18 protein-coding genes and 1 tRNA gene are annotated in these 26,313 nt (G+C 68.7%); 10 read left to right on the forward strand and 9 right to left on the reverse strand.

The window, feature by feature from the left end; genetic code table 11:
* Position 1: 1 nt before the first annotated feature.
* The 3 genes from BKA00_RS19035 to BKA00_RS19045 are packed head-to-tail and all read right to left on the reverse strand — an operon-like array spanning position 2 to position 3,178.
* Entirely contained in the window at positions 2-1,513 is a 1,512-nt protein-coding gene (locus tag BKA00_RS19035; protein WP_185026844.1) for a cobyric acid synthase, read from the reverse strand.
* A complete protein-coding gene (locus BKA00_RS19040; RefSeq protein ID WP_338072147.1) occupies positions 1,510-2,415 on the reverse strand; it encodes a cobalamin biosynthesis protein in 906 nt (301 codons plus the stop codon). Before BKA00_RS19040 ends, BKA00_RS19035 begins: the two co-directional genes overlap by 4 nt.
* The gene (locus BKA00_RS19045) at positions 2,390-3,178 is read right to left on the reverse strand and encodes a phosphotransferase (protein ID WP_185026846.1); all 789 of its coding nucleotides are present in this window, start codon (positions 3,176-3,178) and stop codon (positions 2,390-2,392) included. Before BKA00_RS19045 ends, BKA00_RS19040 begins: the two co-directional genes overlap by 26 nt.
* A gap of 105 nt (positions 3,179-3,283) precedes the next feature.
* On the opposite strand from BKA00_RS19045, the gene BKA00_RS19050 reads away from it, so the two are divergent.
* The 5 genes from BKA00_RS19050 (at position 3,284) to BKA00_RS19070 (ending at position 6,911) form a co-directional block, all read left to right on the forward strand.
* Positions 3,284-3,360: transfer RNA gene (locus BKA00_RS19050), tRNA-Arg, on the forward strand.
* Between the two features lie 832 nt (positions 3,361-4,192).
* Positions 4,193-4,651, forward strand: coding sequence for a hypothetical protein (locus BKA00_RS19055; protein ID WP_185026848.1), 459 nt, complete (start codon positions 4,193-4,195; stop codon positions 4,649-4,651).
* Between the two features lie 57 nt (positions 4,652-4,708).
* Entirely contained in the window at positions 4,709-5,437 is a 729-nt protein-coding gene (locus BKA00_RS19060) for an RICIN domain-containing protein (RefSeq protein WP_185026850.1), read from the forward strand.
* A 182-nt stretch (positions 5,438-5,619) separates the two neighbouring features.
* Positions 5,620-6,402 carry a hypothetical protein gene (locus BKA00_RS19065; protein ID WP_185026852.1) on the forward strand — a complete coding sequence of 261 codons (783 nt, stop codon included), beginning with the start codon at positions 5,620-5,622 and terminating at the stop codon, positions 6,400-6,402.
* A gap of 365 nt (positions 6,403-6,767) precedes the next feature.
* A complete protein-coding gene (locus BKA00_RS19070; RefSeq protein WP_185026854.1) occupies positions 6,768-6,911 on the forward strand; it encodes a hypothetical protein in 144 nt (47 codons plus the stop codon).
* A 415-nt stretch (positions 6,912-7,326) separates the two neighbouring features.
* Here BKA00_RS19070 and BKA00_RS19075 read toward each other — a convergent pair whose 3' ends face one another.
* Positions 7,327-8,595: an MFS transporter gene (locus tag BKA00_RS19075; protein WP_185026856.1), complete on the reverse strand. Its 1,269-nt coding sequence runs from the start codon at positions 8,593-8,595 to the stop codon at positions 7,327-7,329.
* Positions 8,596-8,848: 253 nt separating this feature from the next.
* On the opposite strand from BKA00_RS19075, the gene BKA00_RS19080 reads away from it, so the two are divergent.
* From BKA00_RS19080 to BKA00_RS19100, 5 genes are all read left to right on the forward strand, one after another.
* The gene (locus tag BKA00_RS19080) at positions 8,849-10,015 is read left to right on the forward strand and encodes a cytochrome P450 (RefSeq protein ID WP_185026858.1); all 1,167 of its coding nucleotides are present in this window, start codon (positions 8,849-8,851) and stop codon (positions 10,013-10,015) included.
* A gap of 225 nt (positions 10,016-10,240) precedes the next feature.
* Positions 10,241-11,779, forward strand: a complete 1,539-nt coding sequence (locus BKA00_RS19085) for a M28 family peptidase (protein ID WP_221493207.1) — start codon at positions 10,241-10,243, stop codon at positions 11,777-11,779.
* Positions 11,776-12,837 (forward strand): aspartyl/asparaginyl beta-hydroxylase domain-containing protein, encoded by a 1,062-nt coding sequence (locus tag BKA00_RS19090; RefSeq protein WP_185026860.1) that lies wholly within the window; start codon positions 11,776-11,778, stop codon positions 12,835-12,837. Before BKA00_RS19085 ends, BKA00_RS19090 begins: the two co-directional genes overlap by 4 nt.
* A 5-nt stretch (positions 12,838-12,842) precedes the next feature.
* Entirely contained in the window at positions 12,843-13,616 is a 774-nt protein-coding gene (locus tag BKA00_RS19095; protein WP_185026862.1) for a class I SAM-dependent methyltransferase, read from the forward strand.
* Positions 13,617-13,657: 41 nt separating this feature from the next.
* Positions 13,658-14,416: a sulfotransferase family protein gene (locus BKA00_RS19100; protein ID WP_185026864.1), complete on the forward strand. Its 759-nt coding sequence runs from the start codon at positions 13,658-13,660 to the stop codon at positions 14,414-14,416.
* A gap of 178 nt (positions 14,417-14,594) precedes the next feature.
* Here BKA00_RS19100 and BKA00_RS19105 read toward each other — a convergent pair whose 3' ends face one another.
* The 5 genes from BKA00_RS19105 to BKA00_RS40500 all read right to left on the reverse strand — a co-directional run bounded on the left by BKA00_RS19105 (position 14,595) and on the right by BKA00_RS40500 (position 26,273).
* Complete coding sequence (locus BKA00_RS19105; protein WP_185026866.1) at positions 14,595-15,161, reverse strand: carboxymuconolactone decarboxylase family protein; 567 nt, start codon at positions 15,159-15,161, stop codon at positions 14,595-14,597.
* Between the two features lie 581 nt (positions 15,162-15,742).
* Entirely contained in the window at positions 15,743-16,843 is a 1,101-nt protein-coding gene (gene trpA / locus BKA00_RS19110) for a tryptophan synthase subunit alpha (protein ID WP_185026868.1), read from the reverse strand.
* Between the two features lie 375 nt (positions 16,844-17,218).
* Complete coding sequence (locus tag BKA00_RS40990) at positions 17,219-17,377, reverse strand: hypothetical protein (RefSeq protein WP_185026870.1); 159 nt, start codon at positions 17,375-17,377, stop codon at positions 17,219-17,221.
* Positions 17,378-18,444: 1,067 nt separating this feature from the next.
* Positions 18,445-19,212, reverse strand: a complete 768-nt coding sequence (locus BKA00_RS19120) for a barstar family protein (RefSeq protein WP_185026871.1) — start codon at positions 19,210-19,212, stop codon at positions 18,445-18,447.
* Positions 19,213-19,250: 38 nt separating this feature from the next.
* A complete protein-coding gene (locus tag BKA00_RS40500; RefSeq protein ID WP_185026873.1) occupies positions 19,251-26,273 on the reverse strand; it encodes a polymorphic toxin-type HINT domain-containing protein in 7,023 nt (2,340 codons plus the stop codon).
* Positions 26,274-26,313: the final 40 nt, after the last annotated feature.

Raw genomic sequence — 26,313 nt, forward strand, 5'->3', positions numbered from 1 at the left:
ATCACCCTACCGCCGCGGAGGGCGGGGCCGGGGCTCCGCCGGGCGGGACGACGGGCAGACCCCCCGGCGCGCCGCGCTCGATGATCCGCCACAGGGCCCCGGTGTCCATGTGCTCCTCGACGAGGTCGCCGAGCGCGTCCAGGGTCGCCTCCCTCAGCGCCCCGAAGGACACGTCCGGGGCCGGGACGAACTCCCTTTCCGCCGTCCGGGCGACGTCCGCGAGGAACGCCCTGCGGAAGCCGTCGTTCTCCATCGCGCCATGCCAGGTCGTCCCCCACACGGCGCCTTCCCGGCACCCGTCGAGGAACGGCTCCCCCTCCGCGCTCACGATGCCGTGATGGATCTCGTAGGCGTTGACGGTCTCCCCATAGGCGCTTCCCGTGGGCCGTCCGAGGGTCTTCTCCTTCTTGAATTCGACTCGCGCGGGAAGGAGGCCGAGCCCCTTCGCCCGGCCCTCCTTCGACTCGACGTCGTCCACGATCTCCTCGGCGAGCATCTGGTAACCGCCGCAGATACCGAGCACCGGCCGTCCCTCTTCGGCCCTTCTCCTGATCTCCTCGGCCATTCCCCGCTGGCGGAGCCACGCCAGATCGGCGACCGTGGCCCGGGTGCCCGGAAGCACCACCAGATCGGCCTCGGCCAGGTCACCGGCGCTCGCCGCGTACCGGACCACGACGCCGGGTTCGCACGCCAGGGCGTCCATGTCCGTGAAATTGGAGATGCGCGGGAACCGGACGACCGCGATGCGCAGCGTCTCCCTCCCGTAGGCCCCTTTCGCGTCGGGCCTCGGCGCGTCCAATGCCAGGGTGTCTTCGGAATCGAGATAGAGGCCGAGTTTCCAGGGCAGCACTCCCAGCGTCGGCCGCCCCGTGAGCATCGCCAGCTGCTCCAGCCCCGGCGCGAGGATCTCCTGCGCCCCACGGAACTTGTTGATGACGAATCCGGCGATCAGCGCCTGGTCCGCCGGCTCCAGCAGGGCGACCGTGCCGTAGAGCGACGCGAAGACACCGCCCCGGTCGATGTCACCGACCACCACCACCGGCAGGTTCGCCGCCCTGGCCAGCCCCATGTTCACGATGTCGCCGCCCCGAAGATTGATCTCGGCGGGACTCCCGGCGCCCTCGCACACCACCACGTCGTACTTGGCCCGCAGTTCCTCAAGGCTCTCCAGCACGACGCCCATGAGCCGTTCCTTGTGCGCCCCGTACTGGAGCGCGTCGACCTCCGCGACGGGCCTCCCCAGCACCACGACCTGGCTTCTGCGGTCGCTTCCCGGCTTGAGCAGCACCGGGTTCATCAGCGCCGCGGGCTCCACACCCGCGGCCTGCGCCTGCATGTACTGCGCCCGCCCGATCTCCGCCCCGTCGCTCGTCACCATCGAGTTCAGCGACATGTTCTGGGCCTTGAACGGCGCGACCTTCACCCCCTGCCGGGCCAGCCACCGGCACAGCCCAGCCGTGACGACGCTCTTGCCCGCGTCCGAGGTGGTCCCCGCGACCAGCAGCCCGCTCACCGCACGCTCCACACCACGACCGCCGCCGCGAACGTCACCGCCGCCGAAAGCCGGACGGCCCTCCGGATGTCCCTGACCTCGGGCGCCCGCCCGTCCCCCATCTCGGGCCGCCGCTCGACCCGTCCGCCGTAGGCGTTGGCACCGCCGAGCCGCACCCCGAGCGCCCCGGCGAAAGCGGCCTCGCACCGTCCCGCGTTGGGGCTCGGATGCCTCGCCCCGTCCCTTCGCAGAACCCGCCAGGCCTCCCGCCCCGAACACAGCGCGACCAATCCGCCGGTGACCCTCGCCGGAACCCAGTTCGCGACATCGTCCAACCGCGCCGCCGCCCACCCGAACCGCTCGTACCTCGGACTCCGGTAACCGACCATCGCGTCAAGCGTGTTCACGGCCCGGTACATGAGCAGCCCCGGAATGCCCGCGACCGCCCCCCACACCAAAGGCGCGATGGACGCGTCCGACGTGTTCTCGGCCACCGACTCCACCACCGCACGGCTCAGATCACGAGCGTCCAGCCCCCGCGGATCGCGCGCACACAGATGGGAAAGCCGCTCCCTGGCCGCCCCCACGTCGCCCCGCTCCAGCACCCGCGCCATGTAGAGCCCTTCACGCCCCAAGGACGTCCCGCCGAGCACGGCCCAGGTAACCCCGGCAGTGACAAGACAATGCACCACGGGCCGCCGGCTCACCCGCTCAAGCGCAACCCCCACGACCCCGGCGCCCCCCACCAGAGCCCCGACATAGGCAACACCCCGCCAGCGGGAATCCCCATACACCCAGCGCTCCACCCCGGATGCCACCCGACCGAACCCGGCCACGGGATGCCACCGCTTCGGATCCCCGAAAAGAGCGTCCAGCGCGACCCCGAGGACCAGCCCCTCACCAGAGACGCGCATCGAGTTCATCCCAGTGCCACTCCAGCCAGTCCTGAGCCCGCCGTATCCGGGGCCCAGCGCCCCCCTGCCAGATCCGCGCCCATCCCCCACCGCGTTCAGCCCTCTCCCGCATCGCCCGATAGGACCGCTCGAACCGCACCCGCGCCGCCGGCAGCACCTCCCGCCGCCGCTCCCGGTCCAGCCCGTAGGCATCGCAGAAGATCCGCAGCCTGCGCCCCACGTCCACCCCGTAGAGCCCGGCGTCCCGATCGGCCGGATCCTCGATCGGCCCCCAGTGCCTCAGCGCCGTGACCACGTCGAACACCCGCGTGGTGGGCCGCGCCAGATCGAAGTCGATCAGAGCGACCGGCCGCCCGCCCCGGAAGACCACGTTCTCCGGCGTCACATCGCAGTGCCCGATGACCTCGGGGGCCCCGTCCACGTTGGACGTCTCCGCGTCCCACGGCGCCCCCGCCGGCGCCTCGTACGACGCGACCGCGTCGTGGTACCGCCTCAGCAGCCGCGCCACGCCCCGCAGCACGTCCTCCGAGACGACGGACGCCGCCAACGGCCGCTGCGGCACCTCCCCCGGCACCCAGCTGAGCACCTCTCGCCCCAGCTCATCGACCCCCAGCACCCGCGGCGCCTCGAACCCCACGTCCTCCAGATGCCGCAGCAGCCCATGGACCGCCGGACTGTGCGCCCGAAGCGGCCGCCGCACCGTCTCCCCGACCCGCACCACACCCTCCGACACGGCCCCACCGGAGAGCGGCACCTCAATGTTCACCGCCACAGCACCCCAAGATAGGACCCTCGCCCCAGCGGTAAGACCGTTATAGATGTGGAGCCGGACGACGTGCACCCTTACACTGTGTCCCGGCGTCCCGCCGGGCGCCGAGCGCCCGTAGCTCAGCTGGACAGAGCATCGGACTTCTAATCCGACGGTCGCGGGTTCGAATCCTGCCGGGCGCGCCATGGTCTGACCTGCGGTCTTACCATTGCCAAGATCCCAAATAATGTCCCGCTTCGCCCTCGTGTTCGCTCGATGTTCGCTCGGATGTCGCGGACCTGTCGCCGCACCCCTCGCACGTCGCCGCGATCGCCCATCTACTGCCGCTCCGGCCACAGCCGCCCAGCGGCCGCTGGAACACCCCCGGCGCAGGCGGTTGCCGGCCTCGTCTTTGAGGGCGACGTCTTGGGGAGACGCCCTCTCCCGCCACGCAAGCTAGCGGTAGAACTCGTCCATGCGCGCCGCCACGCGTCGGTCCTGCCGCGCTCGCAATCTACGTCGGAACACCCACAAAGCATGACCGGTGGCCGAGCACCCAGTCCAGCACCCGCAAAGGCCGAGAGTCCTAGACCGCCGCACATGCTGCAGCTGCGCTCCCATGCCCCCGGCGGTACAGCCCAGCGACTCACCACTACGCCAGCCTCCACAGCTCCTCCTGCCGAGCCGTCAAGAACCCGTAGTCCCGCACTCGCACCTCCGAAACGATCAAGATCATTTTCGGTGATGCACTGACCCCTTGAACCCAAGAACTACGACGCCCGCTCTCGGCGCCCGCGGCCTGGCCGTCCCGCGCCGAAAGGTCGGCCCCACACGGGCATCGAGCCGATCAGAAAGGTCGATATAGCCGCTCGGTTCACATCATTTCTACTACTTAGAGTAGTTGCCCACCTACATCGTGTTACTAAATTGAAGGAGCCTCGATAAGTGAGGGAACGGCGGAGTGCCGGGGCGCGGCTCTCGCCCCCCGGCACTGCTCCCAACGGGCCGTCCCCTCCAAGCGAAGGAGGAAGATCCCCCGTGAGAACCCCCCTGTTGGCCAAGGTCGCGCTCACCTCTCTCAGCGCGGTGAGTCTGGCGACCGCCGCCGGCGTGGCCTTCGCGCCTGCCATGGCCGCCGCCGAGCCCGTGCCGCCTCCGGACGGTCCGGCGGCGGCCCCGGCGCCGGCGAACCCTCCCACCAATGAAGCGGCCGTGACCGTGTGCCGCAGAGCGCTGGACGACCTGCAGGTCCGCGAAGGCGTCTGCTTCTGGAGCGGCCAGAACTTCGCCGGCGACATGTCGGTCTACCCCCGCCCGTCGGGCACCGACAGCTGCGGCAGCATCGACCCCGTGAAGTCGGCGGTCAACCTCACCCGCGAGACCCGGCTGCTGTACGCCTTCTACGGCTGCAACCCGGCCAACTTCATCGCCCAGGTCGAACCGAACGAGGCCCGCTCCCAGTTCGGTCCCGACACCAACGCCCGGTCCTGGCGCTGACCTGCCTCCGGCATCCCCCGCAGCGTCCAGCAGCTACGACCTCGAAGGAGAGAAGCGATGAAGTCCAGTCTCACCAAGCCCGCCGCCCGCCCGGCCTCACGTCTGGCCGCCCGCCTGGCCGTGGCGGCCCTGCTGCCCGGCGCGCTGCTGGCCGCCGCGGCAGCGCCGGCCATGGCGGCAGCCGCCCCCAACCCGCCGGCCCCCGCAGCGCCGGCCAATCCGCCGGTCGATGACACCAATCCCACCGACCCGGACCCCGCCAACCCCAACCCCGCCAACCCGCCGGTGGAGCAGTCCGTCGCGCGAGGCACCTACATCATCCGCAACAGCGTCACCAACGGCGCCCTGATCCCGTTCAACGGTGGTCCGGACTCCGGAAACTTCGTCGACACAATTCGGGACTGGCCGAGCAAGCCCAGCATGCAGCACTGGAAGATCACCAAGGTCACCGAGCGCCAGGACACCAGCAGGGGCGTCAAACGACCCGCCTACAAGATCGAGAACATCGGCGCGCCGGGCCAGTGCCTGCAGCCGAACGTCGGCGTCCCCCGGGGCGACCACGCCGACATCATCATCCAGAACTGCAGCGCCTCCCCCACAGCAGGGCAGCAGTGGTTCCTGGTCGCCTCCGAGGACACCCCCGACGGCTATCTGATCAAGCCGGTGGGCAACGCAGGCCGAGCCCTAGTCCCGGCCCACCTCAACAGCGACAACCACCGGGTACGCCTGCTGGCCGTCAGTGACACCAGCAGCTACTCCTGGCTGCTGGAGCGGCAGGGCACTTGACCCGTCGGCGGCCCGAGCCTCGCCACAGCGCTTCGCCGCTCACCCACGGCGGCCCCGGTTCGCCTCCGGACTCAACCCGATCCCGGTTACGACGCCGTGGTGGCCTCTCAGGCCGCCACCTGTCTCGGCCGTCTTCTTCTCCCGCCAAACCAGGCGCCCTTGGCGCCCTGCAAAGGAGCACCATGTCCGGCAGAAAGCTCCCCGGCCTCATCGCGGCACTGGCATCAGCCGCGCTGGGGCTGACCTGCCTGCCCGCCACCGCCAACGCCACCACCGACCCCGCCGCCGGCGCGGCTGTGACCCAGCCGCAGGCCGTCCGCCTCCAGGACGCGGACCTGACGCTGGAGGTCGGCGGCCCGCCCAAGACCTTCTCCTGGCCGGCGGACCAGAAGAACTACTCGCCCATGCAGGTGAGCGTCACCGCGCCCCCCTACACCCGCATCACGGCGCTGGACCTGCACTGCACCCAAGGCCACCAGTGCCCGACCACGATCGCTGACGACGGCAGGTCCGCCACGGGCAACTTCACCGTGAACTGGTCCTTCACCGACGACATCGAGGTGACCCTGCAGGCCACCGACGACGCCCCCCAGCAGGGCGGGACCTTCGAAGGCTCCATCAGCCTGGGCGACCAGACCCGGCCCATCACCGTCACCATCCTGCCGCGCACCCAGCCCGCCGTGACCGCCTGCCGCAAGGCACTGGACCAGCTCCAGGTCCGCGAAGGCATGTGCTTCTGGCCCCAGCAGGACTTCCAGGGCCAGATCTTCGTCCGCCCACGCCCCTCGGGCACCGACACCTGCGGCAACATCAACCCCGCCAAGTCGGCGGTCAACCTCACCCGCGAGACCCGGCTGCTGTACGCCTTCGCCCGCTGCGACCTGTCCAACTTCATCACCCAGGTCGAGCCGAACGAGGCCCGCTCCCAGTTCGGCCCCGACACCACCGCCCAATCCTGGCGCTGACCACCTCACCCTCCCCCGCGCCGGCCCCCAAAGGCTCCAGGCCGGCGTGGGCGGAGCCCCCGGGGCACGGTAGACCCCACACCCCTCACACCTACCGTGCCCTGGGGGCCACCGCCCATCCAGCGGCCCTCCACGCACCAGCCAGCCCATGACACGACGCCCCTGACCACCGCCTACGACCACCCGCCGGCGGAGCCGGGCGGCCCGGCTTAGCCCATGTCTCCGATGAGCGCGCCGCCATCTCACAGACGATCGTTGACCCCGTCCGGCGCGCCGTGATCGAGTCGGTCAGTCTTGTGCAGACCGATGATGGGCGGAGGTGTGCTGGCGGACTTGAAGCCGTTCTCCAACTACCAGAGCCCGCGATGTCGGCCAGCCCGAATACGGACCGGCCCGACCTCCCGGGCGACTACGACCCGGCGGCGATGGTGGAGCTGAAACCGGAGTTCGAGGACGGGGCCTGGGAGTGGAAGCCCATGAGGCTGGTCCTCCTGCAAGAGGCGCCCTGAGCGCGTCACCGGTGGCAGGCCGTGAGCGAACCGCCGCCGTTAGACTCGCCGGAGTCCCTTTGGGACTCCGGCGTCTCGGGGGTGGAGGAACCTGCGGACGGCCGTTGGCGCTGAGATGGATCTGAAGGATTCGCCTTGCTCAGCGGGCGGGCCCATCTGGGGGCGTGCCCCTTCTGGCATGGCGGTCCCGACAGCTACAAGTTCGCCGCAGGCAAGCCCTCAACCTCGTCGATGGCAGTGGCCTACGAGAGGCCGTCCGACATCGTCTTGATGTTCGCTTGTTGTTTGCTCGTATGTCGTGGAACGCGGCGGGCCTGGGTGGCCCGAGACGGCATCGTTGGAACGACTCCCACAACTCGTCCGGCACCCGCCGTTCCTCAAGGCTCGCCACGGCTGTCCGACGACTCGTCACCGATCAGGACACGGTCTTCGTGTCCGGCGAGCGATCCGAAGGCTCGGGGTCTGGTGGGCCCGGGTCGAGATCCTTGCGCGGAGGGGTCTGCGGCCTGGGTTCGGGCGGGACGCTTACCAGCCAGAGGGCGCACACGGCGGTGACCGCGGCCATGAGGACCAGCAGGACCCGGTAGTCGACGACCAGGGACAGCGCTGCGCCGAGGGCGATGGAGACGGTCTGCGGAGTGCTGACGACGCCCATCGCCGCGGTGAGTGCTCGGCCGCGCAGGGCGTCGGGGGTGCGTCGCTGCACCGCCATGACCAGGCCGACGGTCGTCCAGCACATGCCGAAGCCGAAAAGGAACGCCCCCACCGCCACCGGGGGGATGGCGGGCGCCAGATAGACCAGGGACGCGATCGTGACCAGGGCGATGCCCAGCATCACCGTGCGCAGGTCGCCTACCCGGCGGATGGCGGCGCCCGCCGCCAGGCCGGCGCAGACCGCGCCCGCGCCCTGCACACTGCTCAGCACGCCGACGAACGCGGGAGCGCGGTGAAGCCCGTCGTCGACGATGGAGAAGATGAGGGTCTGGGAGAAGCCCGTCACCAGCATGGCCAGGCCCAGTGCGCCCACCAGCGTGCGCAGTGGCGGGGAACGGTAGATGTGGCGCAGGCCCGACAGCACCTCTTCGCGCAGCTCCAGTGCACCGGTGACGTGACGCTGGTCGCCGGGCGCCCGGATGAGCCATACGCATACGGCGGCCGCCAGGAACGTCGCCGCGTCCAGCAGAGCCACCACGTGGCCGCCCGCCGCTGTGAACAACGCCGCGCCGAAGAGGGGGGCCAGCAGCTTCACTCCGTCGGCGGAGGTCTGCAGCAGGCCGTTGGCGTCGGGGAGCGCGTCCTCGTCCACGATCGCCGTGACGAGGGCGGCCTGGGTGGCGGTGATGATCACACCCGCGATGCCGTAGCAGAGGATGATCGCGTACAGCAGCCAGACCTGGCCCTCGCCGCGTACCAGCAGGCTGAGCAGCATGACGCACGCCATCACCAGGTTGGTCACGATGAAGATCTGGCGCCGCGGGAACCTGTCGATGAGCACCCCGGCGAACGGGGCGAACAGGAACGGCAGGGCGACGAAGAAGAACGCGCCGCCCGCCGCGGCATTGCTGCCGGTCAACTCCTTGACCCAGATGCCGAAGGCGATGATGAGTGCGCGGTCGCCCAGGGTCGACAAGGACTGGCCGGTGATCAGGAGCCGGAAACCGCGATTGGTCAGCAGAACCCTCACGGGCGACCTCCTCGGCGGTGAGGCGGAACTACAAGACCATGCCATATCGGGGCGCGCGGGGATATGGAAGTCCGGTGGCCGGATCCGGCGCTCGGCAATTCCGCCATGTCCATTTACCATCGGTAAAGATCATGTGTCGGACGATCAATCGGGCACCTGAGCGACAGCGCCGTCGTCCTCCCGCAACCCGTACGGGATGCGACGAACGGGCTTGAGGCCGCTCGCCGGTAGCCGTCCGTGCGAGGAGGTCGATATGTCGGAGGCGCCGGCCGCGGACCCGGCCGCGGGGCTCGCGGAGCCCGCGGCGCTGCTGGATCCCTACTCCCTCTTCGGCCGCCTGCGCGAGAGCGCGCCCGTCTACCGCAGCGCCTTCCTCGACTCCTGGGTGGTGACGAGGTACGACGACTGCGCCGCGGTGCTGCGCGACACGGAATCGTTCGCCTCGGACTGGCGCCGGATCGGCGAGGCCGTACCGGAGCCGCTGCTGAGCATCCAGTCACTCGACCCGCCCGAGCACACGGCCATCCGGCACTTCATGGTCGACGCGGTCCGCGGTCTCGACCTGGGCGTGCTGCGCGAGCGCATCGCCGCGCAGGTCCGCGCCCGGGCCGAGCGGCTGCGCGCGGTCGGGGAGTTCGACTGCGTGTCCGACCTCACCGCGCCACTCGCGCTGGACACCATCACCGCGGTGCTCGGGGTGCCGCCCATCGACGCCGCGTGGTTCCTGCCCGTGTCGCAGACGATCGTGAACGGCATGGACGCCGGGATCTGGCCGGAGACCGCCGGGCCCGCCGTGCAGGCCCGCGCCGAACTGGCCGAATACACCGGCCGGTGGCTGGACGACCCGCCGGCGGACGGGCTGGTGGCGCATGTGGCGGCCAAGGCGCCCGGCTCGGGCGTCGCGCGCCCGGTGCTGCTGAACACGCTGCGGGCCGTCCTGCACGCCGGGTTCGAGTCGGCGGGGCGGCTGCTCAGCAACGCTCTGGTCGTCCTGCTGACCGCACCGGACACTTTCGCACGTTTCACCCGGGCCGACCTGTCGCTCGCAGTGGAGGAGATGGTCCGGTACGTGACGCCGGTGCAGGCCGACGGGCGGGCGTGTGTGCGGAAGACGCGCGTCGGCGGCCATGTCATCGCGCCCGGCGAAGCGGTGACGCTGATGCTGGCCGCCGCGAACCGGGATCCAGCCAAGTTCGCCGAGCCCGACGAGCTGGACTTCGCCCGCTACCCCAACCCGCATCTGGGGTTCGGCCGGGGCGCCCACTCGTGCCTCGGGCAGTCGCTGGCGGTCCTCCAGGCACAGGTCGTCCTCGGCCTGCTCGCGACCGAGTTCCCGGGCATCCGCCTCGCCGACGAGCCCGTCTACCACCGGAACCTCACGCTGCGGGGCGTGGCTCGACTCAGAGTCCACCTCAGCTGACCGACCTCAATCCGTCTTTACAGAAAGGGGGTGGCACACATGCGTTACCTCCACTGAGTGACATAGGCGGGTGCCCGGCATAGCGGGGCGCGCTTCCAACCTGCCACGGTATGCCGGGCATTCATAATTCACCGCGCGGCCGGTCTCAGAAACTCTGCACATATCAACATGGTTTCTGTTTCTCGCCATCACACGATTTCCTCTGGAGCGCTGATGAGGGTGTTTGTGCGCACGAAAACCGCCTTGGTGACCGGCCTCGTCACCATGACCGCCACCATCCTTTCGACCGCTCCACCGTCCGCCGTTTCCCACGCCGCCGCAGCCCCGGCGTCCGCCCACCTCGCGGCAGGTCGTCCGGACGGTGAATCCGGGGAGCTGTGGCTGGCGCGGCTGCTGGCGGGGTCCACCCGCGGCGGCGACGCGTGGCGGCACCTGCGTGTCCTTGACCGGATCGCCGTACGGAACGGCGGGGTGCGCGCCGCCGGCACGCCGGGGTTCGAGGCCTCCGCGCGCTACGCCGCCAAGGTGCTCACCGCCGCCGGCTACCGCGTTCACCGGCAGCAGGTGCCGTACACCGACTATCGGGTCGACGCGGAGAGCGCGACGGTGACCGCGCCCGCGGCCCGGCAGGTGCGCGCGCTGGTCATGCGCTTTTCACCCGTCACCCCGCCCGGCGGTCTCGACGCCCACCTCGTCGTGCCCCGGGCCGCGGCGGGCGACGCGGCAGGATGCTCCGCCGCCGACTACGACGGGCTGCCCGTGGCCGGATCCATCGTGCTCGTACGGCGCGGATCCTGCGGCTACACGGCACAGCAACGCGTCGCCGCCGGGCTCGGCGCGCGGGCGATGCTGATCTACCTGGCCACGCCGAGTCCGAACAACATCTACCGGCTGCACGCGTTCGACCCGCAGGCGTTCACCATCCCGGTGGCCAGCGTCACGCAGGCGCAGGCCGAACAGCTCGCCCGGGAGACCGCGCAGCACCAGGTGCGGCTGCGTCTCGACCTGCGCGGGCACGGGGTCGCGGGAGCCACCACCAACCTGTTCGCCGAGACCCGCGGCGGCGACGACCGCACCGTCATGGCCGGTGCCCATCTGGACAGCGTGACCGAGGCGCCCGGCATCAACGACAACGCCGCCGCGGCCGCCGCGCTGATGGCGACCGCGCTGCGGCTGGCTCCCCATCAGGACAAGGTGCGCCACAAAGTACGATTCGCGCTCTGGGGGGCCGAGGAGCTCATCGACGTCGGCTCCAACTACTACGTGCGCAACCTGCCGCCGGCCGAACGCGCCAAGATCGCGCTCTACCTCAACTTCGAACTGATCGCCGCGCCGAACGGGGTGCGGTTCGTCCTCGACGGGGACGCGAGCGACCAGCCGCCGGGCACCCCGCCGGGCCCGGCGGGCTCGCAGGTCGTGGAGAAGGTCTTCAAGGACTACTTCGACCACGCCGGGCTCCCCTACGAAAGCCACGACCTGCGGGCCGTCGGCTCCGACCACGAGCCGTTCGTGGCCGCGGGCATCCCGGTCGGCGGCCTGAACGGCGGCGTCCTCGGGGTCAAGACCGCCGCGCAGGCGGCGCGGTTCGGCGGGACGGCCGGGCAGCTGTACGACCCCTGCTACCACCAGCCATGCGACACGATCGGCAACCTCGACCGCCGGGCTCTCGGCGAGAACGTGCCCGCCATCGCGTGGGCCGTGGGCCGCTTCGCCCTCGACGTCTCCGACCTGCCCGCCGCCGGCGCCCAGGAGCAGCGACCATGACGACGTACCACCAGGCCCCCGAATCGCTGACGGATCCGCCCGCCGCCTACCCGCCGTCGTCGCCGATGCGGCTCGACTTCGACGTCGATGCGCTGCGCGCCGACCTCGACCTGCTGCGGCACCAGCGGTGGCGCGCCCAGCGCGCCTACAGCCAGGACGGCGCCGCCACAGAGTCCGGCGTGGACTGGCGCATCCTGCCGCTGCGCAGCGTCGGCGGCGATCCGGTACGGACCGACCCTGGCGGCGCGGGCCTGACCGACTTCGCCGACACCCCCTGGCTGGCCGACGCCCCGGCCCTCGCACAGGTCATCGACGCCCTACCGGCGCCGGTCCGGGGCGTACGGCTGATCGCCCTGGGCGCGGGTGCGACCGTGCACGAGCACCGCGACTACAAGTACGGGTTCGAACGCGGGCTCCTGCGGCTGCATGTGCCGATCGACACCAACCCGGACGCCGTCGTGGTCATCGACGGCGTGTCCGAGCACTGGACGGCGGGGCGGCTGTGGTTCGGCGACTTCGGCCGAAGGCACTACGTGGCGAACAACGGGGACCGCTCCCGGGTGCACATGGTGCTCGATTGCCTGGTCAGCCGGGAGGTCGTCGGGTTGCTGCCGGACGAGTTCCGGGAGCTGCTGCCGCTGAGCGAGGTGATGTTCGCCCGCGATCCGGTGCCGCTCACCGCGTCCGATCGCGACCGGCTGTGCTGCCGGTTCCGGCTCCCAGGCGACTTCGCGCAGTGGTCGGAGGAGCAGGTCGAGGCCAGGCCCGACAGCGACGCCGCCGTCCTCGTGCACGAGGACCGGCTCGTCCTCGCCATCGACGGCGAACCCGCCTTCGGCCTGGTGCATCTCGGGCTGGGCGAGTTCCGCCTCACCGGCTGGAGCGAGGAACGCACCCTCGCCATCGAGTCCACCGGTCGGGTGCGGATCAGGGAACGCGCCGGCCGCGCTCTCCGCGAGTGGACGCGCCCGGCGCAGTTCACCCATGGCGGCCGGAGGACGCCGACCCCGCACGATCATCCGACGACGCGCCCCCGTTCCGACCAGACAGGCAGGTGACTCGCATGTCCTCCCCCGCCCGGGTCGCTCCGCTCGGCACCGACCCGTACGCCTTCCAGCCCGGTTACTACGATCTCTTCCGCGCCTCCCGCGGAGAGGGCGCCCTCCCCGACCCCCGGTTCTTCGCCGACCGCGCGCCCCGGGGCGGAGACGCGCTGGAGATCGGCGCGGGTACCGGGCGGATCACGCTGGCCGTGGCCGAGCGAGCCGCCACCGTGCTGTGCCTGGAGCGGTCCGCCACCATGCGGGCGGTGCTGCTGGCCAAGCTCGCCGAACGCCCGCACCTGCGCTCCCGCGTCACCGTGCTCGACCGTGCGGCGCCCCACTTCGACCTGGCCCGCCGCTTCGACTTCGTGTACCTGGCGGGTGTGCTGGAGCACGTGCCGCACCCCGAACGGCCCGCGCTCTTCGAGGCGATCGCCGAACATCTGGCCGCGGACGGCGAGGTGGCGATGGACATGGTGCTGTCGGAACCCGTACCGGACTGGCCCGAGCACGTCACCGACGAGGCGACCCTCGGCGACTGCCGGTACGAGATGTCGTGCGAGGCGCGGCCGGACGGCGACGACCAGGCGCACCTGCGGTTCGTCTACCGCACGTATTACCAGGGCGATCTGGTGGCGACCGAAGTGGTGGAACGCGCCCACTACCTGCACCGGCCGGACGCCGTCGTCGCCGACCTGACGGCGGTCGGGCTGACCCCGACGGCCGGAACCGCCCTCCATCCCGTCGCCAACGGAGAAGACCCGGGCACTCTCGTCGCCCGCCTTACGACCTGACCGACCCAAACGTCATCCACTTCGTCCTGAGGAGAGTTCGCGTGCAGGTCATCGGCGTCGGTTTCCTCCGAACGGGTACGACTTCACTCGCGCTGGCACTCGACCGGCTCGGGTACGGCCCCTGCTACAACATGCGGGTCCTCAACGCGGAGCCGGGGCGGGCCGCCGACTGGGCCGCCGCGATGGACGGGCAGACGGTGGACTGGGGGAAGGTGTTCGCGGGCTACGGCTGCTCCGTCGGCTCGCCGGGCACCGCGTTCTGGCGCGACATCGTCGACGCGTTCCCGGACGCCAAGGTGGTGCTCACCGTCCGCGATCCGCAACGCTGGTACGACAGCGCCGCGCAGACCATGTCCGCCGTGCTCGCCACACCGCCGCTCCTGGTGCGGATGCTGAGCTGGCGAGGCCCGCGCCGCCCCGATCCCGAAGCGGAGGTCCTCGACCGTGTCCAGCGGACGACGTGGGAACGTGAGATCGGCGGGGCGTTCGGCGAGCGTGCGGAGATGGCCGAGAGATTCGAGCGGCATGTCGCCGAGGTGAAGGCGTACGTGCCCGAAGACCGGCTGCTGGTGTTCGAGGTCAAGGACGGATGGGCGCCGTTGTGCGCCTTCCTCGGCCTACCGGTCCCCGACGAGCCGTTCCCCCGGGAGAACGACGCGGCCACGTTCAAACGACGGCAGCGGCAGGCCCTGAAGAGAACGCTGCTCCCTCGGATCCTCGCCACCACCGCGATCGCGACCGGTGCCGCGATCACCTGGGCAGTCCTCCGCAAACGGCGTCCAAGCAAACCCAACAGGTGACCCGCGGAGCGGCACAGGGGGAAGTCATGGACTACGCGCGAGCGCGCTTCCGCACCCGCGCGTAGGCCGAGCCGGAAAACGGCAACTGACCCGCCGCAATCTGGCACGCTCGCGCAAATGCAAATGAGTGGACGGCGCGGGCGGCCACCCCAGGCACTCACCGGCGCAATTGCCGACTTCACGTCTCGGCGTTCGCCTCCCGGCGGCCGAGTATGGCCAGGTACCCGCCATTGACGATGGCGTCGGCGGACGCCGCGTATTCCGCGGGGTCGTCGGGCAGGGTCGTGCCGAGGCCGTCCACGTACCGGTTGAACATGCAGAACGCGGCGGCGATCAGCACCGTGTCGTGCACCTCGACGTCGGTCGCGCCCTCGGCGCGGGCGGCGGCCACGTCCTCGGGCCGCACGTCGCGCCCGCTCCGCTGGACCGCGCCGGCCACCCTCAGCAGGGCCTTCAGCTTCGCCGGCACGGGCGCGCTCTCGAGGTCGGCCCGCACCTGGTCGACCAGCGCGATGCCCTCGGGGAGCTGGGCGGCGGCGAACGCCGCGTGCGAGGTGGTGCAGAACTCGCACTCGTTGAGGGCCGAGACGTAGGAGGCGATCAGTTCCCGCTCGCCGCGGCTCAGCGAGCTCGGGCCGCGCAGCAGCACCTCGGCCAGCTCGCTCATCGGGCGGGCGGTCTCGGGCCGGTAGGCGAACAGCGAGATGATTCCGGACGCGTCGTTCCCCAGGGCGATATGCGGCATCGGTTCTCCAATCGTCGTCCCTTGCCGGGGCAATTCGCACTCCGTGCACAAGAAAGTGTCGCGCATCGGGCGCGCCCAAGGCAGGGGTAAGGAGGTTCCTACTCCGGCCATTCCGAAATTCGACTTTCACGGAACCGATTAGACGGGCGCCCCGTTCTCACCACCCACGCCGGAGCGGCCACACGGGTCCTGTTCACCACCCACGGCCAAAGCCATTGGCCCGGAACCGCAGCAGCGCTCGCCCCGTTTCGACTCGACGTTCCAGAGCGGCGCATGGTCCACCGCACGGTGGTTCGGCGAAGGAACGGACGCACGGAGCCTGGAGGTCGGGCCGGACCTGTAGGCCGGCGTCGGGCTGGTACGCGAGGGCGCCGACGCGCGGTGGTGCGGTTCGGCTGCGGCTGCCGCGGCGGCGCGTGGGTCAGCGGGGCTTGACCTCGCGCAGCCGGCCCGTCTCGACCTCGTACACGAATCCGCGCACCGCGGCGGTGTGCGGGATGAACGGTCGGCCTTGATCTTGCCGATGGACTGCTGGACGTCCTGGTCCAGGTCGGTGAAAGCCTCGGCCGACCAGTCCGGCTTCAGACCGACCTCGTCCTGGACGGCGGCCTTGAAGCCGTCGTCGGTGAAGTTGAGCATGCCGCAGTCGGTGTGGTGGACGCGTCACCATCCGAGACCCGGCTGCTCCACGGCTCGTCCACGGCAGTGCCGGCCAGCCGGCTTCTCCTTGATCGTGGATCCGCTGTTCGGTCAGGCGCTCTCGGTGAGTCCGCCGGTGCTGGCGAGGGTGTCTGTGGCTTCAGGCCGGCTGAAGGCGCGCCAACCGCCATCACGGGCGGCGGGACGCAGGCAGTGGCCCGGGGGGCGCGGGCCGGGGCGCGAAGGGAGGAGGCCAGGGACTCGATCAGGGCGGTCAGGCGGGTGAGCCCGGCGTCGAGGGACGGGGCGGCGAGGCACTTGACGAGGGCGGTGCCCACGATGACGCCGTCGGCGGAGCTCGCGACTCCGGCGGCGTGGGCCGGGGTGGAGATGCCGAAGCCAACGCAGACGGGGTTGGTCGTGACCCGGCGCACGCGGTCGACGAGATTCTTCGCTTGGGCGATGTCCACCTCGCCGGAGCCGGTGAGACCGAGACGGCCCGCCGCGTAGACGAAGCCGGTGCAGGCCGAGGCGATACGGGAGATCTGCTCGTCGGAAGCGTCCGGGGGGACGACGAGGATCCGGGCGAGCCCGTGCACGTCGGTGCTCGCCGTCCATTCCGGCGCCCTGCCGCCGGGCAGATCCGGGACGATCACCCCGCAGCCTCCCGCGCCGGCGAGGTCGCGCGCGAACCGCTCGGCCCCGTACCGCTCCACGGGGTCCCAGTACGTCATGCAGACGGCGGGGACCCCCGCCGAGGCGAGGGCCGTCACGGCGGTGAACAGGTCGGCGATCCGCGTCCCGCCCCGCAGCGCGTTCTCGGTGGCCTGCCTGATCACAGGTCCGTCCATGACCGGATCATGGTGGGGGAGGCCGATCTCGACGATGTCGACACCGGCCTCGACCATGGCGACCATGGCCTCGATCGAGGCCGGCACGCTGGGATGGCCGATCGGCAGATAGCCGATCAACGCCGGTCGGCCCCGCTCCCGCTTCGCGGTGAGAACGTCCTCCAGCCATGCGCGACCGTCCTGCTCGCTCATCCGCAACCCCCTCCGGCGCCCGCTCTCAGCCCCGCCAGTAGTCGATCTTGGACATACTGTGGGGTCCGAACCACTTTCGGGAAGGGGTTTCGCATTAACGTTTGTTGCGTTCGGTGAACTTTCTCCTCCGACTCGTGGCCACCCGGGGTGGTCCCTGGGGGCGGTAGGGGCGAGGCGGCGGCCGGCCGTGCCGAGCTCGTCCCGTGCAGGCCGCCAGTGGGTGGATCTGCGGAAGGCCCAGGCGTTGTCGGTCAGCACTCGTTCGATGAGTGTGGTGGTCAACGGCCGAGTGGATGTAGCCGAACCCGGTGATGCGGCGCCGATCGGGGCAGGCGGCCCGCCCCAGGGCGCGCCAGCCGTTGCAGCCCGTGACCGTCAGCAACTGCCCCAATCGCCCCAATAAATGAACTCGAGCTGCCAGTTTCCTTCGCCGTGGAATTCGACAGTCTCCGTAGCACTGAGAAGTTGCCACGACACGGCCACAAAAAGCCTCAGATCACGCCGCGCAAGCGCATCCGCACCCAGCATGCTCACAGCAAGCAGCCTAGGGCGAGACTGGAATTCGGTGACCAGCAGGTCGAAGAAGCCATCCCAAGACCCTCCAACGGAATCCGGATAGTCCAGGGCCCGCGCAACTGCCAGCGAAGCGTCACGCTCTGAACGCAGTTCACCTGCCTCGACAGGCTCTACCTGAAAGCTTCGACCCCTCAAGTTCTCCTCTACGTTCTCCCTGTCCTGACGCTGAAGCAGGTACGGAGGACGAGAGGCCCCTCTGATCATTTTGGAGACAGGATGCCAACGCATTCTTCTCTCCCGTGATTGGTTTTCACTCACCGAGGCCGGGGAGAGTTTATCATCGCTCCGTTCCGCAACCTCCGCCCCTATATCAGGGAATCCCTTTCCCGCAGAGCATGCGCTCCGTCGTGGTGCAGGTGCTCGCAGGAGCTGAACAGGCCGGGTCACCACTGCAAGGCGGCACTCTCGCGGCCTCACGGCGCCGCAGCGGATGACGTTCTCTGCCGATGCCAAATCGAGATTGACACCTCCAGCTATTCGCCTCTACGGAACTCGATCCTGAAGTAGTTCGGTCCGTCAGTCTGGCAGTACACCTCAAGGACCACATACAATTGCCCCTGACGCAGTGCATCCGCTCCCTGACGAACACTCTGCCCGTGACCTTCGACGCCGGTGAACCTAACTTTCACGGGGCACTCCCTCTGCGGTTCATGACGACCTTGTAGTCATAGTCGTACATGACCTCCCCTGAAACTCGATTCTTGTAGAAATGCACTTGAAAATCTCCGTACGGGCTATGATGCGTCTCCGTGCTGTGCGCGGTCCTGGGCGGGCACACCAGTTTTCGGCAGGGACAGGGTCATGCGGAGCGTCGCGGGGTCGTAGTCGTAGCCGACGTTGACGTTCTTGCTTCCCGCAGACAGAACGTACCCGCGGACCTGCGGGCCATCGAAAAATCCTGAGGCTAGAGCCCCTCGGATCGGAAGACTCTCATGGTGCCGATGCCTTCTCGGTATGACCACACGTTTACACCATCATGCTGAATTCGAGCTGTCGCCTCGGATTCAGCACTTCGAACATTCAGGCTATGACCTGCCAGGAATGACTTCAACATTATTCTGCGACAGAATACTAAGAAGCAAGTCGAATTTGGAAATCGACCCGCCAGCAATATCTACCACTCCAGACAAGGACGAGCGCGCAACGGAAATGTTCCGCCAAATCAGCCGAACCGGGGCGCCTTGGAGATAACCCTCAAGAGACTCGTCCAATTCGGTAAAACTACACCCCATATACCCTCCTGGGCCACGGAAAGCCTCGCCAATCGCACAGAAGAAACTTGCGACATCCTTGATTTCATCACCCTCCATAACGAACTCTCGAGGGGGAACCGAATGGTCCCCCTTAGAAGGGGATTCGGCGTACCTGAGACCGGCTACTTCTAGCCACGCTTCACGGGCTCCGACCTGAAGCGTGCACCATTCACCGCGCTGCGGCCGGGAAACGCGGAACCTGTCCCACAACCTGCGGGCCTCGGCATGCGGAGCCAAACCCGTTCGTGCCGTGACGACTAGATATTCCGGCGTATCCCCGGCTACTAGCTTGGCGGCCCACAGCACGTAGCGCCCCATGGGCCGACCTTCGGTGTCGAGGACAAGAACCTCGATGTCCCCCCTAAGCGTCTCGATCGGCGCGTCCAGGGTCGGCCGCACAAGCCTGAAGGTGACTCGGGCGTTCTCGGCGTCGAGCAACGCGCCGAAGTCGTCGTCGCTGTAGCGCCCGACAAAAAACCCTTCCAGATCGCAGGCGGATACGAATGTGTCACTTTCCTCGAACCGGACAGAATACTTCACTGACAACGTCGCCCACCTTCCACTGGGAACACGCCGAATCAACAGGTAACAACGGTGATCTTCTGGTACTTGACTTTCGGGTCCGTGTAGCCATACTCCCCAAAGCGGTTTGGACCGACGATCCTGTACATATCACCCTTCCCGGGAACCTCCCATTCGGGCGAGCCCTGGAAACCCGACTCCGCGTGAGGACCCCACTTGGCCGCGTGCCTCGCCGATTCGCGCCCTTGATAAAGCTTTTGAGTAGGATCTGTGGGGCTTACCGTGCGCGGGGTCCCCTGCCCGGCTTTAATCCTGGCAATCTCGTTTGCAGCCCACCCAGGAACTTCGTTGTCGTTGTGCACCAGCACCGGCGTTGTGCCGGCGAGCACATAGTACGTGTGCAGGTCGGCGACAGTGAGGTTGTGGACGCGTTGCCTGAGAGTGGTCCAGTGTTTGGTGGCGGTTACCTGGACGTAGGTGCCGGCGCTGGTGCGGAGCCACATGCCTGGCTTGAGGTCACTTGCGTTGACCCACTTGTTGAGGTTGCCGGCGACCCAGAAGGGGTGGGCGTCGGTAGCGATGATGACGCCCCTCTTGGGACGCAGCGGGCTGGCGGGTTTCTTGAGTCCCTCGTCTGCCGGCCAGAAGGGACGGAGTCCAGTGGTGTCGATGGTGATCTGGACGAGGTTCTTTTCGCCCTTGCCGAAGATCGTGTCCACGACGGGCTCGGCGCGTGTCTTGCCGGTCTCTGGATCGGTGGCGAGAACCTCATCGCCGACCTCTACGTCTTCGATGGCTTTGCGACTGCCGTCCGCCATCAAGACCTCGGTGCCGGGGACGAAGCTGTTGCAGCCGCCTTTCCCTCGCCCCCGTCCGAGCATGAGGCCATTTTCGAGCATTTCTGTGTTGCTGGCGCCCTTGACCCAGGGCCACTCGATCGAGCGGCCGCCGGCAACGGCTTCGAGCGGCGAGTTGCAATGCAGGAAGGAGCAGTAGTCGTCCCCCAGATCGTCCGCGATATCCGGGGAGAAGCCCTGAGCGATCAGTTCTTTCTGGACCTGGCAGATGACGTCCTCTGCTCCGCAGATGCCGCTCGGTCCGTAGCTCGTATACTTAAGGAAGAGGGGGTCGTTGTGGCTGCGTCCTTCCAGGACGTTGCGGCTCCCGCCGCAGCCACCCTGCAGTCTGCAGCTGGTAATGGCGAGCGCCTGCCTGACGCGTGCCGCCTTGCGAGGGTTCAGCCAGACCGGCCAGTTGTACTGCGGGTATGGGTCACCGCAGTCCAAGCCGCAGCCGCCTCCCTTAGCGGGGGTCTTGTGGCCGGGGTTCATGACCCCACTGCCGCAGCGGTCGGGCGGGCAGAGGCCGGAGGGGTCAGAGCTTGTGACGGGGTTGTTGTCGGCGTAGCTGTAGCCGTTCAGCTGCTGAGGGTCGGCCGGGTCCAAGACGGGGTCGACGGAGATGAACCGTCCGGTCGCGGGGTCGTACTCGCGGGCCCCCAAGTGGGTGAGCCCGGTGTTGTCCTTGGTTCCGCCCACGAAGCCCTTGTCCATGGCAGTGGGCCAGATGCCGACAATGGCGCCGCGGTCTTCGCCGAAGGGTGTGGAGCGGCGCTGGTTGAGCTTGGACGGGTCACCGGCGGGAATAGCCAGCTGGGCGGTGTTCTGGTGGTCGCCGGCCAGGAGGGTCACGCCGGCGCCGGTGCGCATGGCGACGGTCTGGGGGCCGAAGGAGTAGTAGCGCGTGGCGGTGACGGCGCCGTTGCTGAGGCGGAGCTCCATGCCCGGCAAGTAGAGGACGGTGCCGGACTTGTCCCGACGGACAAGGCGGTTTCCGTCGGCGTCATAGACGAACGTCGTACTGCCCTGGGCAGTGTCAGTGATCTTGGAAATCTCGCCCTGCTGGTCCCAGGAAAACTTGAGAGTGTTGCTGCCGTCCGTGCGCTGGGTGGTGTTGCCACCGGCGTCGTAGGTGTAGGTGAAGTTCTGCGTGTCGCTGGTGCCGTCGACTTCCTGGGAGTAGCCGGCGAGCTGGTGTCCCTTGTAGGCGGGGTCGACGCCGGCGTCACCGGAGTAGCGGTAGGTGCGGGTTTCTTGCCGGACGCCGCCATCGGGCCCGGCTCCCCAGCTTTCCTCCGTGGTGCGGTTTCCGTCGGGGTTGTAGTTGTAGGCGTTCCGGTACGGAGCGGGACCGCCGATCTCGGCGGTGGCGGCGGAGGCCGCGCAGGTTGCGGTGCTCTGAGTCCATGCGTCGGTCAGGCGCCGCTGGAGGTCGTAGCGGAAGCACTGGGTGTCTGTGGTGACGCCGCCGGTGGAGGCATGCCCGGTGACATCGGTGATTTGGCGGACGTTGCCGGCGTCGTCGTAGGTGTAGCCGGCGTCGCGGGCGTACCCGTCGATGCCCTCACGGCTGACGGTGGCGTGGATCAGCCGCCGCGTGGCGGGGTCGTAGTCGTATCCGACGTTTACCGCTTTGCCCCCGGCCGCCAGCACGTAGCCGCGGACCTGGTTGATGTTGGTATAGCTGGTGCCGGTTACGTACGGGGAGTTCCCGGTCAGCGTGAGCGGCCGCCCGAGGTTCTCGTTGTCATAGGTGTAGGTGAGGACTTCCGCCGGAAGGTCGCCGGCCGCTGGCATGCTCGTCGACTGGACGGTCCCGTCCGGGTTGTATGTGGTGTTGAACTGGTAGCTGCCGTCCAGGCCGGCGCCCTCGGCACTGGCGGGGACGGTGATGGTGGTGCGCTTGGGCCGGTTGAGGTTGTCGTAGTCATCCGTGCGGATCTTGTACTCGTAGGTGTTGCCGTCGGCCCCGGTCGCCTTGCGGGAGGCGAAGGTGAGCTGGCCGGGGCGCACGGTGTCATATCCCCACAGGGCAATCAGATCGCCCTTGTCCCCGTCGCCGTTGGCGGCGTAGGTACGCAGTTTGCGGCCGAGCGCGTCGTACTCGTAGAAGACCTTGCCCGCGTTACCACGCGAATCGGTGATGGACACGACCTGGTCAAGGTCGTTGAAAGCGGCCGTGGTGGTGCCGCGGTCGGGGTCGATGGTGGTGGTCTGGCGGCCACGGACGTCGTAGCGGTACTCCCAGGTCTTGCCACCCGGCCCGACCATCTTGGTCTTTCGGTCGGCTGGATCGTATTCGTACTTGGTGGAGATGTAGTCGGTGCCGTCGGGCGTGGCGGTGTTGTGCTGCCGCAGCTCGATGGTGCGGCCGCGGGAGTCGGTGTAGGTGGTGGTGGGTGTCCCGCCGCTGGGCGGGGTCGTCTTCACCCAGGTGCCAACCGTGTCGCTGCCGTAGGCGTAGGCGGTCGCGTACACCTCGGCACCGTCACCGGCGCCGCCCAGCAGCGCCTCGCGGGTCTTGCGGCCCGCACCGTCGTAGCTGTACCGGGTCTGGCTGTGAACCAGCCCCTGCATCTCCGGGCCGAACAAGCTCGGGGTGGGCCCGGCCTGATCGTTGTAGTAACCGTTGTAGGTGAAGGCGACCAGGCCTCGGCCGTCGTAGAGAGTGTCGGTGATGAGCCGGCCGCCGTTCTGTCCCGGCTCCTGGGTCTGGCGGGCCCGGAGGAACCCGTCATAGATCGCATAGGACGGGGTGCCCAGGGCGCCGCTGTTGGTGACGGTGCGGGTGCCGACGACTACGGGCGCGTTCTCGGCGATCTGGTAGGTGTACTCCGCGCTGGCGGTCTCGCCGCCGGTGCGGCTGCGGTTCGGCAGCCACACTCTGATGGTGCGGCCCAGCGCGTCGTAGTAGAGGTCGGTCTTCCCACCGGCCTCGTCGAGCCTGACGATCGGCGAGCCCCAGGCAGGGTCCAACGTGGCGCTGGTGGACAGCTGCAGGCTGGTGCCGTCCTCCTTGGTCACGGCCGGCTTGGTGAACGTGATCTTGGTGGTCAGCCCGGGCGCCGTACCGCCGGGAGTCTGGGTGTAGGCGGTGGTGGTGACGTGATCCTGGGCGTCCGACACCGCGGTGGGGCGGCCGTACCCGTCGAACCCCGTGACGGCCGACAGCTTCTGGTAGGTCGGGGCGGAGCCGTCGGCGGCAGCGTGCGACACCAACCGCTCGGCGTAGGTGACCCGGCCCTGGCTGATCGACTTGAAGGCGCTCTTCGGCGCCGACGCAGTGCCGTCGTAGTAGGTGCGGGTACCCGACAGCACGTGGATACGGCGGTCCAGCCCGCTCCAGAGGCAACTGCCGCGGGTCACCTCCTCCTGGGCGACCTGGTTGCGTATCCAGGCGGTGATGTTGTCCGCATAGGTGTAACGGGTGCAGCGGTCATCGTCGCCGTCCGCCAGGTCCCCGTTGTCGGACACCCAGTTGACCCGCCCGGTGTCGGCGTCATAACTGGTGCGTACCTCGGCCTTGCGCCAAGTCCCCGGTCCTGTCGGGGTGAACGTCCGGGCGTACTCGGTGGCCACGATGTTGGCGGTCACCGTGCCCCAGGGCCGCGTCTTGGACGCGGTCTGGAATAGCACCGGGAGATTCTGGTCCCACTGCAGGATCTGGCCGCCGGGCTTATCCAACTGCACGGTGCGCAGTTCCCGGCCGGCGAAGGCGTCGTGATCGGTGACCGTGCCGCCGTCGCCGTTGTCGACGGTGACCGTGCGCTTCTGGTCAGGATCGGTCGTCGAAGTGCGGTCGCCGTGCATGCCGCGCAGGAAGTAATGGTCGGTCTGGGCGACCATGCCGTCGGCCAGGTCGGAACCGGTCAGCACGCTGACCTTGTCGTAGCCGCGCCATTGGCTCCAGGTCTTGTACTTCTCCCGTGTCAGGCTGTCGTCATCGTCGTAATGCCAGGCGCCGCCCTTGGAGTCGTAGACGTACTTGGTGACCATGTCGGCGCTGTGGCCGGTTCGGTCACGCGCGATCACGTGGGTGACGACGTACTTGTGGAACCAGTCCAGGCTGGGGTCGAGGTCTCCGTCGTGGGCCCAGTAGACCGGGAAGCAGCGCTTGGTGTTGGTCTGCGGGGTCGGCAGGTCGTCGGAAGTGCATTGGGCGGTGCTGTAGGCGACGGACAGTTCCCCACCGGATTCGTCGGCGACGTAGTCCAGGCGATAGCGCATGAGCCCGCCGGTATCACCCGCCCGGACCCGGTTGTAGCGCTCCTCGTAGTCGAGCGTCACCTTGGGCAGCGTGATCGCGGTGGTGGCGGCGTGCCCGGTGTGCTGGATGGAGGTGGCCAGCAGTGCCCGCGCGTAGTCGGCGGTGCCCCACTTGTGGGACAGCGTCCAGGAGTCGACGTCCCGCCAGGTGCCGTCCGCCTTGATCACCTGGGTCTTGACCGACTCCAGCCGCTTGCGCGTCCAGAAGGTCGGCGAGACCGTGCCCCTGAAGTCCTTGCACTCGGTGCCGGACTTGCAGTTGAGGTCGTAGGGGACGTCCGGCCACAGATTCGGATTGGTCTCGATCTTGGAGGGGTCGCAGTTGGTGTCGGTGTCCAGGCACCGTTCCTTGCTGTTGAACATGACGCGGGCCGGCGCCTTGGCCCAGAGCTTGTCCGATCGCAGCCCGTACTCGATCCGGTTCAGCACACCGCCGCGGACATACGGCGTCTCGTCTTCGGGCTTGAGGTTGCGGCCGTAGTAGTTGATCTCCTTGTCGTAGTAGTAGGTGACCGCGTTGCCATCGAAATCGACCGCGTAGTCAAGGTTCCATCGCCACGCCTGCTGGCACCACGAATCTTTGAATGCGTCCTTGTGGCAGGGCTCGGTCGCATCGTCACCGAACACCGGGACGGTCCAGGTGGAATTGGTCTCCGGATTGCCGCTTGCCCAGTTGTCCAACCGGTGCTTGCCGAAGTAGTAGGCGGTGCCGTCGGTGGTAGTGACCTTCCAGTACTCATTGTCGTCGTCGCCGTTTCCGGTCGTGGCGTCGTTACCGTTCAGCTGCTCGACGCGCGTGCCGTCGTCGTTCTTCAGCCGCCATTTCCCTGCACCGTCCGGAACGAGCTCACCGCCGTGCCCGTTCAGCTGCATCGTGGCGTTGTCATAACCCCAGCACTGGTCACCCGGCGAGGACCCCCACTCGTCCTTCGGCGCATCGTCGTCTTCGCACGCTTTGTAACGGCGCTCGATGAACCCGGGCCACAGGTCGAACCCGTCCCCTACCCAAGTGGACTGAGCATTGGTGTTCGAGGTCAGGCCGTCGATGTTGCCCGAGGAATAGCTGATGCTCACCTCGGGGCTCATGGTGCCGGGCACGGGAGGCACCCGCATGGGATAGGACCAGGTGAAATCACCGGTATTGAGGTTCACGTTCCAGGTCGACGAGGCCTTCAGCTTGGTGGCCTTGAAATCACCCTGTTCACCGGCGGTTCCCGCGGCCGTGGCCAGCACCGTCGGACCCGATGTGGCCGTCGGCTGCTGCGGTGACGCCTGCCGGGCGGCCGGTTCCGACGCGGCCTGTACCTGCGCGATCAGCGTTTTGTTCTTGCTGTCATGGGTCGTCGCCACCGGAGTAGGCCTCCGGCATTCGGCCCGTTCCGGCGTCGTCAGGACGCACGCCGGGTACTGCACGAGCTTGAGCCGGTCGGCGTATGCGCCACCGAACGCCGACGCGAACGACGCGTAGTTCAGCCCGACCCCGACTTGCCCCGGTGCCGTGGTGTCAGTGCGGGCAACCGAGATCATGACGCCTTGGACGCCGGCGCGTTGGCTCACATTGCGGTCGACGACCTGGACCCGGACCTGCTCGGCTGCCGGCAGGCCTCGTGACCCCGGACGCGAATCGAGGCGCGTCGCATCGTTCGGAGCGGTGACCCAGACGGGGAGATCACCGGCGCGGGCCCAGCGTCCCTTGCCGGGGACCTTGCTGGTCGCCGTGCCGGCCTTCGGCCAGCTCGGCGCCGGAGCCGCCTTGGTGGTCAGGTGCTTGTTCCCGGCCTTGCGCGGCCGCGTCTTCAGCGCCCGGCCCTTGACCGGCTTGACGTCCTTGAACTGGCGACTCGGCACCGGCTCGGCCCGCGCGGGCAGCGCCGAGGCCAGTCCGATCCCCAGCACGGCGGCCATGCCCAGCGCGATCTTCGACCGCGCCCGGCCGTGGCCTCCCAGCAGCATCCGGGTACCGCGCTTGCTCACAAACGCCCTCCAAGGCGACGCTGCCCTCATCCCGAGGGCC

The sequence above is a fragment of the Actinomadura coerulea genome (assembly GCF_014208105.1).
Lineage (GTDB): Bacteria > Actinomycetota > Actinomycetes > Streptosporangiales > Streptosporangiaceae > Spirillospora > Spirillospora coerulea.